We start from the raw sequence: 20,079 nt of genomic DNA, 5'->3' as shown, positions 1-20,079 counted from the left end.
TCCGCTCACCAGATTTGACCCTCCAGAGGGACGAAAGACATGAACGAACTGACCAATTTCGCGAACCCGGTCGCCAAGCCCGAGACGTTCGACCAGATCCAGATCGGGATCGCCAGCCCGGAGCGTATCCGCAGCTGGTCCTTCGGCGAGATCAAGAAGCCGGAAACGATCAACTATCGCACGTTCAAGCCCGAACGTGACGGCCTGTTCTGCGCGCGCATCTTCGGTCCGATCAAGGATTACGAATGCTTGTGCGGCAAGTACAAGCGCATGAAGTATAAGGGCATCGTCTGCGAAAAGTGCGGCGTCGAGGTTACCGTCTCGAAGGTCCGTCGTGAGCGGATGGGCCATATCGAACTGGCGGCGCCCGTCGCGCACATCTGGTTCCTGAAGTCGCTGCCGTCGCGCATCGGCCTGCTGCTCGACATGCAGCTCAAGCAGCTCGAGCGCGTGCTCTACTTCGAAAGCTATATCGTGATCGAGCCGGGCCTGACCCCGCTTGAGAAGTATCAGCTGCTCACCGAAGACGAGCTGCTCGAAGCGCAGGACGAATATGGCGAAGACGCCTTCTCGGCCGGCATCGGCGCCGAAGCGGTTCGCCGCATGCTCGAGGATCTCGATCTCGAGGGCGAGCGCAAGGAGCTGATGGAAGAGCTCGCGGTCACCAAGTCCGAGCTCAAGCCCAAGAAGATCATCAAGCGCCTGAAGGTCGTCGAGAGCTTCATCGATTCGGGCAACCGCCCGGAATGGATGATCCTCGAAGTCGTTCCGGTCATTCCGCCCGAACTGCGCCCGCTGGTGCCGCTCGACGGCGGCCGCTTCGCGACGTCGGATCTGAACGATCTCTATCGCCGCGTGATCAACCGTAACAACCGCCTCAAGCGCCTCATGGAGCTGCGCGCGCCGGACATCATCGTCCGCAACGAAAAGCGCATGCTGCAGGAGTCGGTCGACGCGCTGTTCGACAACGGCCGCCGCGGCCGCACGATCACCGGTGCCAACAAGCGTCCGCTCAAGTCGCTGTCCGACATGCTCAAGGGCAAGCAGGGCCGCTTCCGCCAGAACCTGCTCGGCAAGCGCGTCGACTATTCGGGCCGTTCGGTCATCGTGACCGGTCCGGAACTCAAGCTGCACCAGTGCGGCCTGCCGAAGAAGATGGCGCTCGAACTGTTCAAGCCGTTCATCTACGCGCGTCTCGACGCCAAGGGTCTGTCGATGACCCTGAAGCAGGCGAAGAAGTGGGTCGAAAAGGAGCGCAAGGAAGTCTGGGACATCCTCGACGAAGTCATTCGCGAGCATCCCGTCCTGCTGAACCGCGCGCCGACGCTCCACCGTCTGGGCATCCAGGCGTTCGAGCCGGTCCTGATCGAAGGCAAGGCGATCCAGCTGCACCCGCTCGTCTGCTCGGCGTTCAACGCCGACTTCGACGGTGACCAGATGGCCGTCCACGTTCCGCTGTCGCTCGAAGCGCAGCTGGAAGCGCGCGTGCTGATGATGTCGACCAACAACATCCTGAGCCCCGCGAACGGCAAGCCGATCATCGTGCCGTCGCAGGACATGGTGCTGGGCCTTTATTATCTGTCGATGATGAAGGAAAACGAGCCGGGCGAAGGCACGTTGATGTCGAGCATGCAGGAGGTGCATCAGGCGCTCGCGGCCAAGGCCGTGACGCTCCACACCAAGATCATCACCCGCGTCCCGCAGACCGACGAGGACGGCAATCAGTATATGAAGCGCGTCGAAACGACGCCGGGTCGTATGCTGCTGGGCGAAACCCTGCCGAAGTCGCACAAGGTGCCGTTCGAAACGGTCAACCGCCTGCTGACCAAGCGTGAGATCGGCGACGTCATCGACATCGTCTATCGTCACACCGGCCAGAAGGAGACCGTGCTGTTCGCCGACGCCATCATGGCGCTGGGCTTCCGTCACGCTTTCCAGGCCGGCATCTCGTTCGGCAAGGACGACATGATCATCCCCGACGCGAAGGAACCGCTGGTCGAAGAGACCCGCGCCCTCGTGAAGGACTTCGAGCAGCAGTATCAGGACGGCCTGATCACGCAGCAGGAGAAGTATAACAAGGTGATCGACGCCTGGTCGCGTTGCGGCGACCGTGTGGCTGCCGAGATGATGAAGGAGATCCAGGCGGTCAAGAAGGACCCCGAGACCGGCCGTGAAATGCCGATCAACGCGATCTACATGATGGCGCACTCCGGTGCCCGTGGTAGCGCCGCGCAGATCAAGCAGCTCGCCGGCATGCGCGGCCTGATGGCCAAGCCGTCGGGCGAGATCATCGAAACGCCGATCATCTCGAACTTCAAGGAAGGCCTGACCGTCCTTGAATATTTCAACTCGACCCACGGCGCCCGTAAGGGCCTGGCCGACACCGCGCTCAAGACGGCGAACTCGGGTTACCTGACCCGCCGTCTGGTCGACGTGTCGCAGGATTGCGTCGTCGTCGAACTCGATTGCGGCACCGAACGCGCGCTCGACATGAAGGCGATCGTTCAGGGCGGCGCCACCATCGCGTCGCTGGGCGAGCGCATCCTGGGCCGAACCACGGCCGAGGACGTGATCGACGTGAAGTCGGGCGAAATCGTCGTCGCGGAGGGTGTCCTTCTCGACGAGCCGATGGTTGCGGCGATCGAGGCGGCCGGCGTGATCGGTGTCAAGATCCGCAGCCCGCTGGTCTGCGAATCGAAGGGCGGCGTCTGCGGCGCATGCTACGGTCGTGACCTTGCCCGCGGTACCCCGGTGAACATCGGCGAAGCCGTCGGCGTCATCGCGGCGCAGTCGATCGGTGAACCGGGCACGCAGCTGACGATGCGTACCTTCCACATCGGCGGCGCGGCGCAGCTCAACGAGCAGTCGAACCTCGAAGCGGTGTCGGACGGCAAGATCGAATATCGCGAACTGCGCACGATCACCGATCCGCGCGGCCGTCGCGTGTCGCTCAGCCGTAACGGCGAGTTCGCGATCCTCGACATGGAGGGCCGCGAGCGTGCGGTCCACCGTCTGCCTTACGGTGCGCACCTGCTCGTCGACGACGGCGCCGTCGTCTCGAAGGGCGATCGCATCGCCGAGTGGGATCCCTTCACCATGCCGGTCATCACCGAGACGGGCGGCGTCGTGAAGTATCAGGACCTGATCGACAACCAGACGCTCACCGAGCAGACCGACGAAGCGACCGGCATCAGCCAGAAGGTCGTGATCGAGTATCGCGCCACCAGCCGGAAGGAAGATCTCCGTCCGCGCCTGACGCTGCTCGATGACTCGTCGGGCGAAACCGCGCGCTACATGCTGGCGCCGGGTGCGATGCTCTCGGTCGAGGACGGCCAGACGGTGAAGGCGGGTGAGGTTCTCGCCCGTGTCAGCCGCGAGTCCGCCAAGACCCGCGACATCACCGGCGGTCTGCCGCGCGTCGCCGAGCTGTTCGAAGCGCGCAAGCCCAAGGAAAACGCGATCATCGCGAAGGTCTCGGGCCGCGTCGAATTCGGCAAGGACTATAAGGCGAAGCGCAAGATCATCATCCGTCCGGACGATGGCGCGGAGCCGGTCGAATATCTGGTGCCCAAGTCGAAGGTGATCGACGTTCAGGAAGGCGACTACGTCAAGCGTGGCGACAACCTGATCGGCGGTTCGCCCGATCCGCACGATATTCTCGAAGTGCTCGGCATCGAGCCGCTCGCCGAATATCTCGTGTCGGAAATCCAGGAAGTCTATCGACTCCAGGGCGTGAAGATCAACGACAAGCACATCGAAACGATCGTTCGTCAGATGCTGCAGAAGGTCGAGATCACCGCGGCCGGCGACACCACCCTGCTCCCCGGCGAGCAGGTGGATCGCGAGGAGATGGACGAGGTCAACGCCAAGGTCGTCGCCACCGGCGGCCAGCCGGCGGAGGGCAAGCCCATCCTGCTCGGCATCACCAAGGCGTCGCTCCAGACCCGGTCGTTCATCTCGGCCGCGTCGTTCCAGGAAACGACCCGCGTGCTCACCGAAGCTTCGGTGCAGGGCAAGATCGATACGCTCAACGGCCTCAAGGAGAACGTGATCGTCGGTCGCCTGATCCCGGCCGGCACCGGTGCGGGCATGTCGCGTCTGCGCGTCACCGCATCCAGCCGCGACGCCGCGCTTCGTGCGCAGCAGCGCAGCTGGCAGGCCTCGCTCATCGCGCCGCAGTCCGCGGCCGAGGAGCATGAGGCGGAACTGCGCCGCAGCCCGCGTGACGCCGCCGGCACCGGCGATGATGCGCTGGGTGAGGTGGTCTCCTCGGGCCACGGCACCGATGCGGATGCGGGCGACTATCTGAACGATTGATCGCCGGCCTAGCCGACAGAATTGGCCTCGCCGGAGCGATCCGGCGGGGCTTTTTCATGCGCGGTGCCCATAAAGCTGACGGGGAATCGGCCCGTTTCAGTATGTTAACGATTGCGTATTGCGCGACGCGCCGAGCCGCGCGCAAAGAGGGGCCACGCTACGGCCGAAAAGAGCCGGGCACCCCCGTTTCCCCGAGTATTCTTTGTTCGACATCATCCACTGTTCGCTGCGGCTCAAGGCCGATCCCACCCGCCGCGTCGTCCGTCCTTTCCACCCCGCCAACGGATCCAATGGCAGCGATGTTCGCCGGATCGTCGACTATGTGGCCGCGCTCGATGAGGCGACGGCAGGCGACGAGCTGGAGCGCGTGCTGCGCGATTTCGATCCGCGCCGCTGGCAGGCGCGGAACATGTTCGATGCCCGTTTCGCCCGGATCGAGGCTGAACTGGGCCTTGGCCATGCCGGCTTGTCCGAGGTGCGCAGGCGGCTGATCGGCGCCTTCTTCTGCCACGCTCACGGCTATGCCGCCGCCGCGCTCACCAATCCCGGCGTCGTGCCGCATCCCGATCAATCGGGCATGGGCAGGGATGCCGTCCGCATCATCATCTCGCTGCGCGCGGTCGGCGAAGGCCATATCGGCTCGGTCGCCTTTCGCGAGGGGATATTGGGGCCGGGGCCGGTTCTGGATCTGATGCCCGAGCCGCCCTTCGCCACCGCCGCCGATGGCGCGGGCGATCCGGGCGGTGATGCGATCGCAATCCACCGCCACCGCGACAGCTCACTATCGGGCACGGTACTGTTCCCGATGACCGAGGCGCAGCGCGAGGGGCTGGAGGATCTCCGCCTCGTCCGCTTCACGCATGACGACGGCGCCGTCGAATGGCTCGGTACCTATAGCGCGCATGATGGGGTGCGGCGCCGGCCGGAGCTGCTGCGCACGTCGGATTTCCGCAGCTTCACGCTCGCGCCCATGTCCGCTCCGGCGGCGCAGGGCCGGGGCATGGCGCTGTTCCCGCGCAAGATCGGCGGGCGCTACGCGATGATCGGACGGCGCGACAATGCCACGATCGTTCTGATGACATCGGACCGGCTCGACGCGTGGGGCGAGGGCGTGCCGCTGCTCAGCCCCGTCCATGCCTGGGAACAGGCACAGATCGGCATTTGCGGATCGCCGATCGAGATCGACGAGGGCTGGATCGTGCTGACTCACGGCGTCGGCGCGATGCGCAAATATGCGATCGGCGCGGTGCTGCTCGACAAGGCCGATCCGTCGAAGGTGATCGGTCGCGCTGAACTGCCCCTGATCGCCGCCACGCAGGAGGATCATGAGGGCTACAGGCCCAACGTCGTCTATAGCTGCGGCGCGATGCGCCACGGCGAACATCTGTTCGTTCCCTATGGCGTGGCGGACAGTTCGGTCGCCTTCGGCTTCGTCGCGCTCGGCGAATTGCTGGCCGCTCTGAAATGAAGCAATCTCCCCTCCAAAAGAGGAGGGGGGACATGATCGATCTCTATTATTGGGGCACGCCCAACGGGCATAAGATAACCCTGTTTCTGGAAGAAGCGGGCCTGCCCTATCGGGTGAAGCCGGTGAACATTGGCAAGGGCGAGCAGTTCGCGCCCGGCTTCCTGAAGATCGCGCCGAACAACCGCATCCCCGCGATCGTCGACAGCGAGCCGACGGGCGGCGGCGCGCCGATCTCGATCTTCGAATCCGGCGCGATCCTGCTCTATCTGGCCGAAAAGACCGGGCAATTCCTGCCCACCGGCGTCAGGGCGCGGGCGGACGTGCTGCAATGGCTGTTCTGGCAGGTCGGCGGGCTGGGGCCGATGGCGGGGCAGAACCACCATTTCAACGGCTATTCGCCCGAAGACATTCCCTATGCCCGCCAGCGTTACGTTCGCGAAACCGCGCGGCTCTACGGCGTGCTCGACCGGCGGCTGACCGATCACAGCTTCGTGGGCGGGGAGGATTATTCGATCGCCGACATGGCGATCTATCCGTGGATCGTCCCCCATGAACGGCAGAAGCAGGATCTGGACGACTTCCCGCACGTGAAGCGCTGGTTCGACGAGATCGCCGCGCGCCCGGCCACCGCGCGCGCTTATGCCGTCGCCGACAGTTTGAAGAACCTGCCCCCGCCCGATCCGGTCGAGTTTGCGCGCATCCTATTCGGGATTGAGCCGCCCAAGCCCGCGAAGAAGGTGTGATCGCGACCGAAAGTCCCGGCTTCGACTCGTCTCACCGCAGCCATGCGCCGATCGGCTCGACAGGGCGGCGCGCGCTGCGATAGGAGCGGGGTGACGACGTCCCGCCCGAGCCCGTTCAGCGCCCGTTTCGGTTCGTTTCGATTAGAAGATGCGGACGGTTCGCGAAGGGTAGAATGAGGGCGGCGCTTTTCCTGTTCGATCGCACGGCGGTCCTGTTCCTCGGCGTCGCCGCGGGGGCGGCGATCGGCTATGCCTTTGGCGTCCACACCGCAACCGAGCCTGTCGCGCCGCCGATCGAGGTCGGCACGTCCGACGTGGCGGCGCCGCTTGGCACCGATGCCAATCCGGGCGATGCGCTGCCGACGCAGCCGGCCGATGCGCCCAAGCCTGCGCCTGGTGCGCTGCCCGAACAGCCGACGGTCGCCGAAAGTCGCCCGATCCAGCCCGGCATCGTCAATGCGATCGCCGCCGGCCGGCCGGTGCGCATCGGCGTGTTCGGCGACAGCTTCGGCGACGGCATCTGGTCTGCGCTCTACAATCAGCTCAGCCGGAAACAGGGCTATCAGGTCGTCAAGTTCAGCCAGCAGGCGACCGGCTTCACCCGGTACAAGACGCTGAATCTGGAGGAGCATGATCGCGCCCGCCTGGCCCCCGCGCCGGTCGATATCGCGGTGATCAGCTTCGGTGCGAACGACATGATGGGCGTCGCGGCGAACGGCCATGTCTATGCGTTGCTCAGCCCCAATTGGAAGGCGGAGATCGCGCGGCGCGTGACCCGCTATGTCGCCATGCTGCGCGGGCAGGGGGCGATCGTCTATTGGGTCGGCCTGCCCAAGATGCGCGAGGCGGCCTATGATGCCGACGTCGTCCGCATGAATGCTTTCTACCGCGATCTGATGGCGCAGCTGGGCGTCGCTTATGTCGAAACCGCGCCCTACAGCGTCGATGCCGACGGGCGCTATGCGGCCTATCTGCCGGGCGCCGATGGTCGGCCGATGCTGATGCGCGCCAATGACGGCATCCACATGTCGATGAACGGCTATGTCCGGATCACGCGCGGGTTGGCCGGGCGCATCCGCACCTATGTCGATCGCGCGCGCAGTGAGGCGGGGGGCGATGCCGCGCCGCCGCCGCCCGTGGTCGCCCCGCCTCCACCCCCGCCGCCTGTCGCGCGAGTGAAGCCGCCAAAGCTGGAAGATCCGCTGGCCGCGCCGCCGCCCACCGCCGCCACCGCGCCCACCACGGCCCCGCCGCCGGTGGCGACCGAACGCCGTGCGCCGCCTGCCAAGGGCGCGCCCGTTGATCTGCTGCCGCCCGATCTGCGCGGTGAGGAAGAGGGCAATCGCAGCGAATGATGTCGCTGCTCGCCCTTGCCGCGGCGGCTGCCGCTACGCCTGCCGTCACCGCCGATTGTGCGGGCGGCCTGTGCGGCTATCCGGCGCTCAAATCCTATTTCGAAAAGCTGGCGACCTCGCGCGGCCGTTCGGGCAAGCCCGTTCATATCCTCCAGATCGGCGACAGCCATACGGCGGGCGATGCGATCACCGGCGCGTGGCGCGAAATGCTCCAGGCGCGCTACGGCAGCGGCGGACGCGGCGTGATGCCGCCGGGCAAGCCGTTCAACGGATACAATCCGCGTGGCGTGAGCGTCGACATGTCGGACGGCTGGTCGATCGCGTCGATCTTCGGCCCCGGATCGCAATCGCCGCGTCCGCCGATCGGCCTGTCGGCCTACAGCCTGACATCGACCCGCGACGGCGCGCGCATCTCGATGGTCGCCGGCGCCAACGAACAGTTCGATCGCTTCGTCGTCTGTGCGCTCGCGCAGCCGGGGGCGGGCACGCTGGCGATCAGCATCGGCGGCAAGACCGAGCGGATGGACCTCAACGCCTTCCTCTCGCGCCCCGAATGCAAGGAGCTGACCTTCGATAGCCCGCAGGTCGCGGTGTCGGTGGTGGCGGAAGGCAATCCCGTCACGATCACCAGCTGGGCCAGCTTCCGCGACGCGGGCGGGGTCGCCCTGTCCAATGTCGGCGTGGTCGGATCGCAACTCGTCCACTTCTCGCGCAACGACGATGCCGTCGTTGCGGAGGAGCTGCGCAGTTACGATCCTGACCTGATCGTCGTCGCCTTCGGCACCAATGAAGGCTTCGCGCCGCGCATCGCGCCGCAGGAATATGAGATCACCCTGCGCACCCAGATCGGCCGCATCCGCCGCCTGGCGGGGCGTGTGCCGATCCTGCTGCTGGGCGCCCCCGATGCGCTGACCCGGCGCAGCGAACTGCTCTCCAACGCGCCGACCGTGACGCCCGCGCCCTGCCTCGAGCCCGCGCCGCTGCCGCCCACCGCGCCCGTCGCGCAGACGCCGCCGCCTTCGCAGGCCGCGCCCGACAGCATCGAGGATATTTTGGGTGAGCTGGAGGCGCAGGCGACCCAGACGGTCGACGGCCGCCGGATGATCACCACGCCGCCGCCCGCAACCGCGCCGGTGCTGGCGCCGCCCCCGGTCACGCAACCGACCCAGATCGGCTGGTCGATCACCGCGCGGCCGCTTTTCCCGCCCGCCGGCCTCAAGATGGTTCGCGACGTGCAGCGCCGCGTCGCGCAGCAACTGCGCCTCGGCTTCTGGGATTGGGAAGCGCGCATGGGCGGGCGCTGCACCGCGGTCAGCTGGGTCAAGCTGCAGCCGACCCGGATGCGCGGCGACTATGTCCACTTCAACAGCCTGGGCGGGCAGGAGATCGCGACGCGGCTCCAGACCGATCTCGACGCCGCAGCCGGCGCGGTCCGCTAGATGCTCTTTCCGACGCTCGACTTCGGGCTGTTCTTCCTCGCGGCCTTCGCGATCATCTGGGCCGTGTCCGGATCGAACGAGTGGCGCAAGATCCTGCTGCTGCTCGGCAGCTGGGTGTTCTACGGCGCGTGGGACTGGCGCTTCGTCGCCCTCCTGATCGCCTCGGCCTTCCTCAACTGGGGCGCGGCGCGGCTGATCTACGCGGCCGATACGCGCGGTACGCAGAAGACGGTCGTGACGTTGGGGGTGATCGCCAATCTCGGCATCCTCGGCTTCTTCAAATATTACGACTTCTTCCTGGAGCAGTTGGGCGTCCTGTTGGGCAGCTGGGGGATGGCGCGCGATCTGCCGCTGATGCAGATCGTGCTGCCGGTCGGCGTGTCCTTCTTCACCTTCCAGGGCATGTCCTACCTGATCGACGTTTATCGCGGGCGGGTGCGCGCGGCGGGGCTGCTCGACATCACTTTGTTGATGAGCTTTTTCCCGCACCTCGTGGCCGGCCCCATCGTGCGCGCGTCCGATCTGCTGCCGCAGTTCGAAAAGACGCCCCGGCTCAACCGCGACATGATCGCGATGGCGCTGCTGCTGATCGTGTGGGGGCTGTTCAAGAAGGCGGTCGTCGCGTCCGAATTGTCGGTCAACCTCGTCGATCCGGTCTTCTTCGATCCGGCGGCGCACTCCAGCCTCGATCTGCTGCTCGCCGCCTATGGCTATGCGGTGCAGATCTACTGCGATTTCTCGGCCTATTCGGACATGGCGATCGGGATCGCGGCCCTGTTCGGCTATCGCTTCCCGCGCAATTTCAACCAGCCCTATCGCGCGCAATCGCTGCAGGATTTCTGGCGCCGCTGGCACATCAGCCTGTCCAGCTGGCTGCGCGACTATCTCTATATCGGCCTCGGCGGCAATCGCGGCGGGCTGTTCGGCCAGTGCCGCAACATCCTGATCACGATGTTGTTGGGGGGCTTCTGGCACGGCGCCAAATGGACCTTCCTCATCTGGGGTGGCCTGCACGGCGGTGTTCAGGTCATTGAAACGCTGTGGCGCAAGGCTGGGCTGCCGGGCCTGCCCAAGCTGCTCGCGATCCTCGTCACCTTCCACATCGTGACGTTGGGCTGGATCTTCTTCCGCGCGGACACCTTCGACGGCGCGATCAGCTTCATCGGCGGCATGGCGGGCGGCGACTGGCGCAACACGATGACGACGCCTTTGCTCGCCGGGCTGATGGTGCTGGGCATGGCGTTCCACTTCACCCCGCCTGGGCTGGCGCAGGGTGTTGCGCTGCGGCTGCGGCTGATGCCCGCCTGGGCGCTGGGCCTGCTCACGGCGGTCGCGATCATCGTGATCGATGCGATGCGCTATGAAGGGGTCGCACCCTTCATCTATTATCAGTTCTGACGGGAGACGGTCGGATGGCGCGCGAGATGAAGGAGCATGAGCTGGCCTCCCCGGTCGATCTGCCCGCAGAACCGATCGAGGGCGGTCATCCGCTGGCTTATGCCAGCGTCGCGATCATCGTGGCGACGTTGGTGCTGTTCTTCGCCAATGCCGGCACGCTCTCCGCCTGGGTCGACGAAAAGCCGCCGAGCGACGTTCAGCTGCGCGCCTCCGAAGCCGCAAGCGGCTGGGCCGCGACGATGGACGCGATCGGCATCGGCAAGCCGCGCACCGCGCTCCACGATGGCTGGAAAAAGCTGCAGGCCGCGCGCTTCGGGGATGAGGCGGCGGGCGGCATGCAATAAAGCTCCTCATCCCAGCGGAGGCCGGGATCTCAGGAGGCTCCTGCGGCTAACTCGTCCCTAGATGCTCGCTGAGATCCCGGCCTCCGCCGGGATGACGGTTACGCGGTGAGCGCCGTCACGATCGCGTCGGCCGCCTTCGCCGCATCGCCCGGCGCGAGCCTGACCTGAAGCCCGCGCTGGCCGCCGTTGATGAAGACGAGCGGAAGCGCCATCGCGTCCGCCTCGATCGCCGTCGGCACGCGCTTCTTCTGGCCGAAGGGGCTGATCCCGCCCACGACGAAGCCGGTCGCGCGCTCGGCATCGGCGGGTTTCATCATCTGCGCGGACTTGCCCCCGAAGGCCGCGGCCGCCTTCTTCATCGACAGTTCGCGGTCGGATGGGATCACCGCGCAGGCGGGCTTGCTGTCGACGAGGATCATCAAAGTCTTGAGCACCTCACCCGGATCCGCGCCCAGCGCCTCGGCCGCCTGCAGCCCGACGCGTTCGGCATCGGGATCATAGGTGTAGCTGTGGACCGTGAAGGGGACGCCGGATCGGGTGAGCGCCTGCGTGGCGCGGGTGGTGCGGGACATGATCCCACCTAGCCCCAAAACACAAAACCCCGCCAGATGGCGGGGCCTGTGATCCAACCGGCAGTGAAGCCGATCAGCGGTAGAAGATGTGATCGCCGACGCTGGCCAGCTTGGTGCGCGTGCGGAAGAAGGCGTTCGGGCGGGCATAGGCCGCGTGGTAGAAGACCGCGCCGGGAACGACGGCATCGCCGTCGCCAGCCATCGCCTGCCGCGAAACTTCGACCGCGTTCGCCCAACGCTCGCCATCGCGGCGCGGATTGTAGCCGGCGGTACGGAAGAACTGGCCCGGCTGGTTCACGACTTCGCAAACCGTCTCGCCAAAGCGATCCTGGCCGACGCGGTTGACGATCAGCTGCGCAACCGCAAGCTGGCCTTCGCGCGGCTGATTGGCGGCTTCGTGCATCACCACCTTGGCAAGGCATTCGAGCTGCTTGTCGATCTTCGCCGTCGAAGCGGCGGCTTCTTTGTAGAGAACCTGGTCGATCCCGTCGTCGGCAACGATTGCGTCGGCCGTGATCTGGGTATCGAGATTATAGGCGAGCTGGGGCTCGCTCGTCGGAATAGCCGCATAGCCCATCACGCCAGTCGCAGCAGCAATCAGCATCGCCGCGATCATCAGCGGATGTTGAGCCAGTTTCGCAGCCATTCAGCACTCCATGCCATGCGCCAATGGCCGAATCCGTCCCGATAAACTCACAACAAAACCCAGGGACGGGCGGTCATTCACGACTTGTCGCAGGCAGGGTGAGTGACATGGATTGTCTGCCCCCCGGCGACCGGATCTGGCGCGCCCATGCGGGACAAACCTTAAAATGGCAACCAATCCACGGTGAATCGTTTCACCTGCGCGGTGGACGGAGGAACAAATATGGCCGTTTCGGGCGCAAAATTACGCTGATTTTGCCTTTGAACCGACACGAAAACCCTGTCTTTATGTAATAATTGCGCGGGTCGTACGGCCTGCGGATCGAGACGCGTCGGATCGCCTGCGATAGTGTGCGATTCGGCATGTGAGGGCTTGGGAGCGCGGATTTTGGCGGAAGCCGACGACAATCGGTTGGCGGATGAGGCGGCGCAGGCCGAGGAACGGCGCGAACGCGTCGTTGAGATCGTGCGCGAATCGATCGTCGCGAGCGCCGATCATGCCTTCCGCCGCGATCGTCTGCTGGCCTGGCTCGCCTTGTCGGCGGGCGCGGGCCTCGTTCTCGCCATCCCCTTCGCCTTGCGCGCGGGCGCCGAATTCTTCCTGCCGACCACGACCGCCCTGGTGATCGCGATCGCGCTGGTGCCGCTGCTCGAATGGATGGAGCGGCGCGGCCTGCCCTCGGGCCTTGCAGCCCTGTCTTGCGTGCTGCTGTTCCTGACGGTCGCCAATGTCGCGATCGCGTCGATCGTGGTACCGGCGACCGACTGGTTCGCGCTGCTGCCGTCGCGCATCGCGCAGATACGGCGCAATCTGTCGCCGCTGATCGATCTCTATTCGGCGTTCGAACGCTTCATCGATCAGACGATGGGCGCGATCATGCGATCCTCGGCATCGAGCGCGCGCACCGTGCGGGTCGAATCGCCCAATTCGCTGTTCGATCTGGTCGCGACCTCCGCGCCGCACGCCATCGTCCAGATGGTGTTCGCGACGCTGGTCGTCTATTTCTTCCTCAGCGGCTGGACGCGGATGCGCCGCCGCACGATCACGAGCCGGGGCAGCTTCTCCAGCGCGATGACGACTGCGCGCGTGATTCAGGAAATGGTCGATCGCACATCGGCCTATCTGGCGACGATCACGCTGATCAATATGAGTCTGGGCGTGATCGTCTCGCTCGTCCTGTGGTTCGTCGGCATGCCGACCCCGGTGATGTGGGGCGGGCTGGTCGCGATCCTCAACTATATCCCCTATTTCGGGCCGGTCGCGGCGGCGGGCCTGCTGGGCGTCGGCGGGCTGATGACCTTCGCCGATCTCGGCTATGCGCTGGTGCCCGCGGCGATGTTCGTCGGCCTCCATCTGGTCGAGGCGAATCTGTTCACGCCTTTGCTGGTCGGCCGGCGCCTGACGATCAACCCGCTGCTGATCCTGATCGCGTTGAGCTTCTGGAGCTGGGTGTGGGGGACGACGGGCGCGTTGCTCGCGGTGCCGCTGCTGATCATCGTCAAAACGATTCTCGATGCGGCGGGGCGGCCCGACATCGCCGGCTTCCTGTTCGCGGAGGGGACGTTCACCAACGGTCCCGACGATGAGGACTCGACCCCGTCGGCGCCATTGGGGCGCTGAGTTCGGGCACGAAGGCGAACCGTTTCGCCTTACGTCAAAAAATCGTCGCATCACGCTGTTGACAGGCTACCGACCCTCCACTAGGTGCCCCCTCCACGCCATATGCGGGTGTAGCTCAGTTGGTTAGAGCGCCGGCCTGTCACGCCGGAGGTCGCGGGTTCGAGCCCCGTCACTCGCGCCACTTTCCAGATGGAAAAAGGCGCATGAAAAAGGGCGGGATCGCAAGATCCCGCCCTTTTTGTTTGATCCGCTCACGCAGATAGTGCGGCACCGGCCCGCTCCCGCCGCTGGTCCGGCAAAGCCGGACCAGCCACAGAAGATCACGCTTTGCTGCGCTCCGCCACGCGGGCTTCCAGCATCGTCAGCGGCAGCGCGCCGTCCAGCAGGACCTGGTGGAACTGCTTGAGGTCGAACTTCGCGCCCAGCGAAGCCTTGGCGGCCTCCCGCGCCTTCATCCAGCTCATATGGCCGACCTTGTAGCTGCAGGCCTGACCCGGCCACACGCAGTACCGCTCGACCTCGCGCAGCGTGCGCGGGCGGGCGAAGCCGGTCGCCTGGACCATATAGTCGGTCGCCTGCTCGCGGCTCCACTTCTTGTAATGGATGCCAGTGTCGGTCACGAGGCGGACCGCGCGGAACAGGAAGCTCTGCAGGAAGCCCGCACGGCCCAGCGGATCGCCTTCATAGACGCCCATTTCGTCCGCCAGCTGTTCGGCATAGAGCGCCCAGCCTTCGACATAGGCCCCGAACGGCGCGATCTTGCGCAGCATCGGGATATCCTTCGATTCCTGCGCCAGGCTGATCTGCAGGTGATGGCCGGGAACGCCTTCGTGATAGGTCAGCGACGGCAGGCCATATTTCGGCCAGTCGGCCGTGTCCTTCAGGTTGATATAGTAGATGGCGTCGCGCGATCCATCGAGCGCGGCGGAGTTGTAATAGCCGTTGGGCGCGCCATCCTGAATGAAGGGGGGCACGCGCTTGATGTCGAGCTTCGCCTTGGGCAGCGTCGCGAACGCCTCCGGCAGCTTCGCCTCCATCGCCTTAACCTGACGGTTAAGGTCGGCGATCAGCTGGGCTCGGCCGGCATCGTCGTTCGAATAAAGCTGCTTGGGATCCTTGTTGAGCGCGGTCAGCCGATCGCCGACCGAACCCTGCGTCATGCCCTGACCCTTCAGGATCGCATCGATCTGCGCGGTGATCTCAGCCACCTGCTCGAGGCCCATCTTGTGGACTTCCTCGGGGCTGTAGGTGCTGGTCGTCGCGTTCATCAGCGCGTCGGCATAATATTCGTCGCCCTTGGGCAGGCGCCACACGCCCGCATCCTTCGACGCCTTGGTGCGCAATTCGGTGATCAGCGCGATCTGCCGGTCGAGCGCGGGGAAGATTTCGCCGGTGACGATCTTCTCCGCCTGCGCGGCATAATCGCCTGCAATCTTCTTTTCCTTCGTGCGGCGGACGACCGATTCGACCAGCACGGTCTCGGCCGCCGGCTTGTCGCGCAGCGCCTTCAGCTGGGTCAGAGCGAGATCGAGCGTGAAGTCGGGGCCGAACACGCCCTGCGCCGCATCGGCCTTCTGGAAGGCGGTGCTTTCGTCGAGGACGCGCGCGAAATCGTGGAGGCGCGCGACATAGGCGTCGGCATCGGCCTTCGTCTCGATCACATGCTGCGAATCGAGGAAGTCGGGGACGTTCGAATAAGGCCCGCTCAGCTGCGTGATCGCATAGGGGACATAATAGCCGGTGGTGTTGCCATAGCTGTACTTGTCCCCGCCCTTGGTGAAGGCGGTCAGCAGATAGGCGACGACGTCATAGTTGATCGCGGCCGTGGGCGAGAGCGCGGCGCGATCGATCGCCTTGACCTCTTTCAGATAGGCCTTGGTCTCGGCCAGGCTCTTGGCCTGCTCGGCCTTGGAATAATTGTCGAGCTTGCTCTTGAGCGCGACGCGCGCGCCCTTGTCATAGCCCAGGCTGGTCGCGGTCTCGGGGCTGTCGTCGACGATCTTGTCGAAGATCTTGGTCAGCAGCGCATCGAGCTTGGCATCAGCGGGATTGCCGGTGGCGGCAAGCGCCATGCGCGGCAGGCTGGCGGCGAGCGTGGCAAGGCCGGCCGCGCCGAGGAATTGACGTCTATCCATGTATATTGCTCCCCTGTTGGGCATGGCGGGGGAGACTAGAGACGGATTCGTGACACGCAAGAGCGTGTTACGGATATGATACGGTTGCCCATTCCGGCCTTTGCCGGGATGACGGCTATTTGGTGAGGGCGGACCTTACCTGCGGCAGGATTCCCTTCACGATCACCGCGACCCCGTTCGCATTGGGATGGAGGTTGTCGCCGATGTGGAGCCCGCGATTGCCGATCATTCCGTCGAGGAAGAAGGGGTAGAGCGGCGCGCCGTATTTCTTCGACAGATCGGGGAAGATGCTGTCGAAACGGCGGCGATAATCGGCGCCCAGATTGGGGGCGGCGCGCATGCCGGCGATCAGCACGGGGATGTCGCGCTTTTTGAACTCAGTCATGATCGCATCGAGATTGGCGCGCGCCTGTGCGGGCGGAAGGCCGCGCAGCATGTCGTTCGCACCCAGCTCGACGATTGCGAGATCGGGCTTGGCCTTCAACGCGTTCAGCACCCAGCCGAGCCGCGCGCGCCCTTGCGCGGTCGTATCGCCCGAAACGCCCGCATTGTGGACCCGCGCAGGCACCCCGCTCTTGCGCAAAGCGGCTTCGAGCTGCGGTGCGAAGCCCTGCCCCGGCGGCAATTGGTAGCCGGCCGTCAGGCTGTCGCCGAAGGCGAGGACCAGCTTGTCGGCCGCCTGTGCGGGGGCTGCTGTGGCAAACAGGGCGGCGAGCGCGATCAGCGCGTGGCGAAGGATCGTCATAGATGGGATATTGGTGGCAATACGGCCCGCCTCAACCCCTATTTCCCGCCGAGGAGTGGATAGGGGTTCACGGCCTTGCCCTGCCACCAGCCTTCGCCGGGGGCCATCGCCTTGATCTCATAATGGAGGTGCGGGCCTTCAGGGCTGGCGTCGCCGGTGAAGCCGACCGCGCCGATTTCCTGCCCGCGCGTCACGCTCTGCCCCTCGGCAAGGCCGGGGGCATAGTGATCGAGATGGGCGTAATAATCGATCCAGCCGCCGTCCGTCCGGCGGACATAGATGGTCAGGCCGCCCAGCTTGCTCGTGAACAATTTCTCGACCGTGCCTGCCGACGCCGCGAGGACCGGGGTGCCGCGCGGGGCCATGATGTCGAGCGCGCCGTGCGATCGGCTGCCGTCGCCACGCGCATCGCCGAACGTGTCCTGCAACTGCGCCGCCGTCACGCCCGCGACGGGAATGACGAGATCGCCGGTCGGGGCGACCTGCTCGGGCGCGGGGGCGGCCGCGATCGACTTGGCCGGGCCGACCATCGCGCGCGGCTGCGGCGTGTCGGTGCCGGGCAGGTTAAGATAGATAACCCACCCCACATAAAAGATAACCGCCGCCAGCAGGATGATCGCGATGCGGCGGATGATCCTCATGGCCGCCTCAGTTCTGGAAGATCGCCGGGGTGCCCGGCTTCACCATCATCGCGACGCGCGCCGCATCCCAGTTGGTCAGGCGGATGCAGCCGTGGCTTTCGGTCTTGCCGATATTTTCGGGCCGCGGCGTGCCGTGGATGCCGTAATGCGCCTTGTTCAGGTCCATCCACACTACCCCCACCGGGCCGTTCGGGCCGGGTTGCAGCAACGCCTTCTCATCCTTGGACGACGCATCCCAGAACAATTTGGGATTGTAATGGAAGGGTGGGTTGTAGGCGACACCCTGAATCTTCCAGGTGCCAATCGGCAGCGGATCATGCTGGCTGCCCATCGTTGCGGGGAATTGGGCGATCAGCTTGCCGTCCTCCCCGATCACGCGCAGCACGCGATCCGATTTGTCGACCACGACCTTGGCCGCCTTGGGCTGATCCGATCCGACGTTGAGCGTCCACAAGGTGTCGCGCCATTCGGGCTTGAGATCGGCGGCATAATCGCGCGTCTCGGGGATGACGTTGGGCACCTTGATCTGCGCGCCGGGTTCCAGTTTGGGGCTGTCGGGGTTGAGCGCGGCGAGGGTGGCGGGCGTGGTGTGATAGCGTTCGGCCAGCTTCTCGTTCACGTCGGCATAGCCGATCGTCTTCAGCTTGGCCTGATCGCTTTCCTTGGCCGGGATCGGTCCGACGAAGGGGCCGGCGAGAATCTGCTCGTCGAGCTTGATCGTGATGACGCCGGGCATGCCGCGATAGGCATCGAACTTCGCCTGGGTCGCGGCGTCGAGCTTACCCGTCACCTTGAGGCCGTTCGCCTCCTGATAGCCCTTGAGCGCCTGCGTGTAGGACGCACCCGCTCTGCCGTCGATCACGCCGGGGCCGAAGCCAAGCCGGTCGAGCAGCACCTGGGCGCCCATCACTCCCGCATCGGGGCCGGATGGCGCGGATTGGGCGATGGCGGCGACCGGAAGCAGCGCGACGGCGGCGAGCAGATAACGCAAAGGGCACTCCTCTCTCTTTTATGGAGAGGGGAAACGTGCCGGGCGCGAAATCTATCCCGCTGCGATCAATGACGCTCCTTGGTCGCGGAGAAGCGAATGTTCGGGAAGCGGCCGGCGATGTAGTTCAGCTCCCACGCATCCTTCGCCATGAACACCGGCGCGCCGTCACGATCGGCGGCCATCGCGCTGCGGTGCAGCCCTTCGAACTCGGTGATCGCCTTGGGATCGTCCGACGCGATCCAGCGCGCCGTATCCCACGGCGACGGTTCGAACATCGCGTCGACCTTATATTCGGCCTGCAAGCGGCTGATCAGCACGTCGAGCTGCAGCTGGCCGACGACGCCTACCACCATCTGCGAACCGATCTGCGGCACGAAGACCTGCATCACGCCTTCTTCGGCCATGTCGTTGAGCGCGGTGCGAAGCTGCTTGGTCTTGGTGGGATCGTTGAGCTTCACGCGGCGCAGGATTTCGGGAGCGAAGTTGGGGATGCCGGTGAAACGGATCGTCTCCGCGCTTTCCAGCAAAGTATCGCCGACGCGCAGCGTGCCGTGGTTCGGAATGCCGATGATGTCGCCGGGGAATGCTTCCTCGGCCAGTTCGCGATTCTGCGCGAAGAACAGGATCGGGCTGTGGACCGCGATCGCCTTGCCGGTGCCGACCTGGTTCAGCTTCATGCCGCGGCGGAACTTGCCCGAGCATAGCCGCATGAAGGCCACCCGGTCGCGATGCTGCGGGTTCATGTTCGCCTGCACCTTGAACACGAAGCCCGCGACCTGCGGCTCGCTGGGATCGACGTCGCGCGGATCGCCCGGCTGCGGGCGCGGCGAGGGCGCGAAATCGGCGAGCGCGTCGATCAGTTGCTCGACGCCGAAGTCCTTGAGCGCGGAGCCGAAATAGACGGGGGTGAGATCGCCGTTGAGATAGGCGGTCTCGTCGAACGGGGCATAGCCGACCTGCGCCAGTTCGGCCTCCTCGCGCAGCAGCGCCAGCCCTTCGGCCGACAGCATGTCCTCCAGCTGCGAATCGCCCAGGCCCGCGACCGAGGCGGCATCGCCTTCATAAGCGCCGGTGGCGTCGGCGGCGGGACGGTGGAGCCGATCCTTGGCGAGATCGTAGATGCCTTCGAACTGGCCGCCCATGCCGACCGGCCAGCTCATCGGGCAGACGTCGAGAGCTAGCGCATCGGCGACCTCGTCGAGTAGCTCGAAGGGCGGGCGGCCTTCGCGATCGACCTTGTTGACGAAGGTGATGATCGGGACGGAGCGCAGGCGGCAGACTTCGAACAATTTGCGCGTCTGCGGTTCGATGCCCTTGGCGGCGTCGATCACCATCACCGCCGAATCGACCGCGGTCAGCGTGCGATAGGTGTCTTCGCTGAAATCCTCGTGGCCCGGCGTGTCGAGCAGGTTGAAGGTGATGCCGTCACGCTCGAACGTCATCACCGACGACGTGACCGAGATGCCGCGCTGCTGCTCTATCTTCATCCAGTCTGATCGCGCGCGGCGATTTTGGCCGCGTGCCTTCACCTCGCCCGCCAGATGGATCGCGCCGCCGAAATAGAGCAGCTTTTCGGTCAGCGTGGTCTTGCCGGCGTCAGGGTGCGAGATGATCGCGAAGGTGCGGCGGTCGGGGCGGTTCGGCTTGCTCATGATGGCGGCGGCC

The 20,079-nt window shown here is 65.4% G+C and carries 15 protein-coding genes and 1 tRNA gene; 9 read left to right on the top strand and 7 right to left on the bottom strand.

Annotation, left to right across the window (positions count from 1 at the left end; genetic code table 11):
- Positions 1-39 precede the first annotated feature (39 nt).
- From rpoC to EOD43_RS00865, 7 genes are all read left to right on the top strand, one after another.
- Positions 40-4,317, top strand: coding sequence for a DNA-directed RNA polymerase subunit beta' (rpoC, locus tag EOD43_RS00895; protein WP_127740202.1), 4,278 nt, complete (start codon positions 40-42; stop codon positions 4,315-4,317).
- Positions 4,318-4,519: 202 nt separating this feature from the next.
- Positions 4,520-5,785, top strand: coding sequence for a glycoside hydrolase family 130 protein (locus tag EOD43_RS00890; RefSeq protein WP_127740200.1), 1,266 nt, complete (start codon positions 4,520-4,522; stop codon positions 5,783-5,785).
- 32 nt (positions 5,786-5,817) lie between these two features.
- A complete protein-coding gene (locus EOD43_RS00885; RefSeq protein WP_127740198.1) occupies positions 5,818-6,528 on the top strand; it encodes a glutathione binding-like protein in 711 nt (236 codons plus the stop codon).
- Positions 6,529-6,701: 173 nt separating this feature from the next.
- A complete protein-coding gene (locus EOD43_RS00880; RefSeq protein ID WP_127740196.1) occupies positions 6,702-7,883 on the top strand; it encodes a DUF459 domain-containing protein in 1,182 nt (393 codons plus the stop codon).
- Complete coding sequence (locus tag EOD43_RS00875) at positions 7,880-9,322, top strand: SGNH/GDSL hydrolase family protein (protein WP_127740194.1); 1,443 nt, start codon at positions 7,880-7,882, stop codon at positions 9,320-9,322. The genes EOD43_RS00880 and EOD43_RS00875 overlap by 4 nt, the downstream gene beginning before the upstream one ends.
- Positions 9,323-10,720, top strand: coding sequence for an MBOAT family O-acyltransferase (locus EOD43_RS00870; RefSeq protein ID WP_127740192.1), 1,398 nt, complete (start codon positions 9,323-9,325; stop codon positions 10,718-10,720).
- Positions 10,721-10,734: 14 nt separating this feature from the next.
- Positions 10,735-11,064, top strand: coding sequence for a hypothetical protein (locus EOD43_RS00865; RefSeq protein WP_127740190.1), 330 nt, complete (start codon positions 10,735-10,737; stop codon positions 11,062-11,064).
- A 98-nt stretch (positions 11,065-11,162) separates the two neighbouring features.
- Here EOD43_RS00865 and ybaK read toward each other — a convergent pair whose 3' ends face one another.
- Together ybaK and EOD43_RS00855 are read right to left on the bottom strand one after the other, a co-directional pair.
- Positions 11,163-11,636: a Cys-tRNA(Pro) deacylase gene (gene ybaK, locus EOD43_RS00860; protein WP_127740188.1), complete on the bottom strand. Its 474-nt coding sequence runs from the start codon at positions 11,634-11,636 to the stop codon at positions 11,163-11,165.
- Positions 11,637-11,709: 73 nt separating this feature from the next.
- Entirely contained in the window at positions 11,710-12,282 is a 573-nt protein-coding gene (locus EOD43_RS00855; RefSeq protein WP_127740186.1) for a cell wall hydrolase, read from the bottom strand.
- A 462-nt stretch (positions 12,283-12,744) separates the two neighbouring features.
- Between EOD43_RS00855 and EOD43_RS00845 the strand changes: the two genes are divergently transcribed.
- Both EOD43_RS00845 and EOD43_RS00840 read left to right on the top strand, forming a co-directional pair.
- A complete protein-coding gene (locus tag EOD43_RS00845) occupies positions 12,745-13,902 on the top strand; it encodes an AI-2E family transporter (protein ID WP_240653212.1) in 1,158 nt (385 codons plus the stop codon).
- 104 nt (positions 13,903-14,006) lie between these two features.
- Positions 14,007-14,083, top strand: a tRNA-Asp gene (locus EOD43_RS00840).
- Between the two features lie 139 nt (positions 14,084-14,222).
- Here EOD43_RS00840 and EOD43_RS00835 read toward each other — a convergent pair.
- The 5 genes from EOD43_RS00835 to EOD43_RS00815 all read right to left on the bottom strand — a co-directional run bounded on the left by EOD43_RS00835 (position 14,223) and on the right by EOD43_RS00815 (position 20,066).
- Complete coding sequence (locus tag EOD43_RS00835; RefSeq protein ID WP_127740180.1) at positions 14,223-16,037, bottom strand: DUF885 domain-containing protein; 1,815 nt, start codon at positions 16,035-16,037, stop codon at positions 14,223-14,225.
- 115 nt (positions 16,038-16,152) lie between these two features.
- Positions 16,153-16,782, bottom strand: coding sequence for an arylesterase (locus EOD43_RS00830; RefSeq protein WP_127740178.1), 630 nt, complete (start codon positions 16,780-16,782; stop codon positions 16,153-16,155).
- A 38-nt stretch (positions 16,783-16,820) separates the two neighbouring features.
- Complete coding sequence (locus tag EOD43_RS00825) at positions 16,821-17,423, bottom strand: M23 family metallopeptidase (protein ID WP_164857050.1); 603 nt, start codon at positions 17,421-17,423, stop codon at positions 16,821-16,823.
- Between the two features lie 7 nt (positions 17,424-17,430).
- Entirely contained in the window at positions 17,431-18,414 is a 984-nt protein-coding gene (locus EOD43_RS00820) for a L,D-transpeptidase family protein (RefSeq protein WP_420822429.1), read from the bottom strand.
- A gap of 65 nt (positions 18,415-18,479) precedes the next feature.
- A complete protein-coding gene (locus EOD43_RS00815) occupies positions 18,480-20,066 on the bottom strand; it encodes a peptide chain release factor 3 (protein WP_127740176.1) in 1,587 nt (528 codons plus the stop codon).
- Positions 20,067-20,079 lie beyond the last annotated feature (13 nt).

Source organism: Sphingomonas crocodyli, assembly GCF_004005865.1.
Taxonomy (GTDB): Bacteria; Pseudomonadota; Alphaproteobacteria; order Sphingomonadales; family Sphingomonadaceae; genus Rhizorhabdus; species Rhizorhabdus crocodyli.
This window is presented reverse-complemented; position numbering and strand designations above follow the sequence as displayed.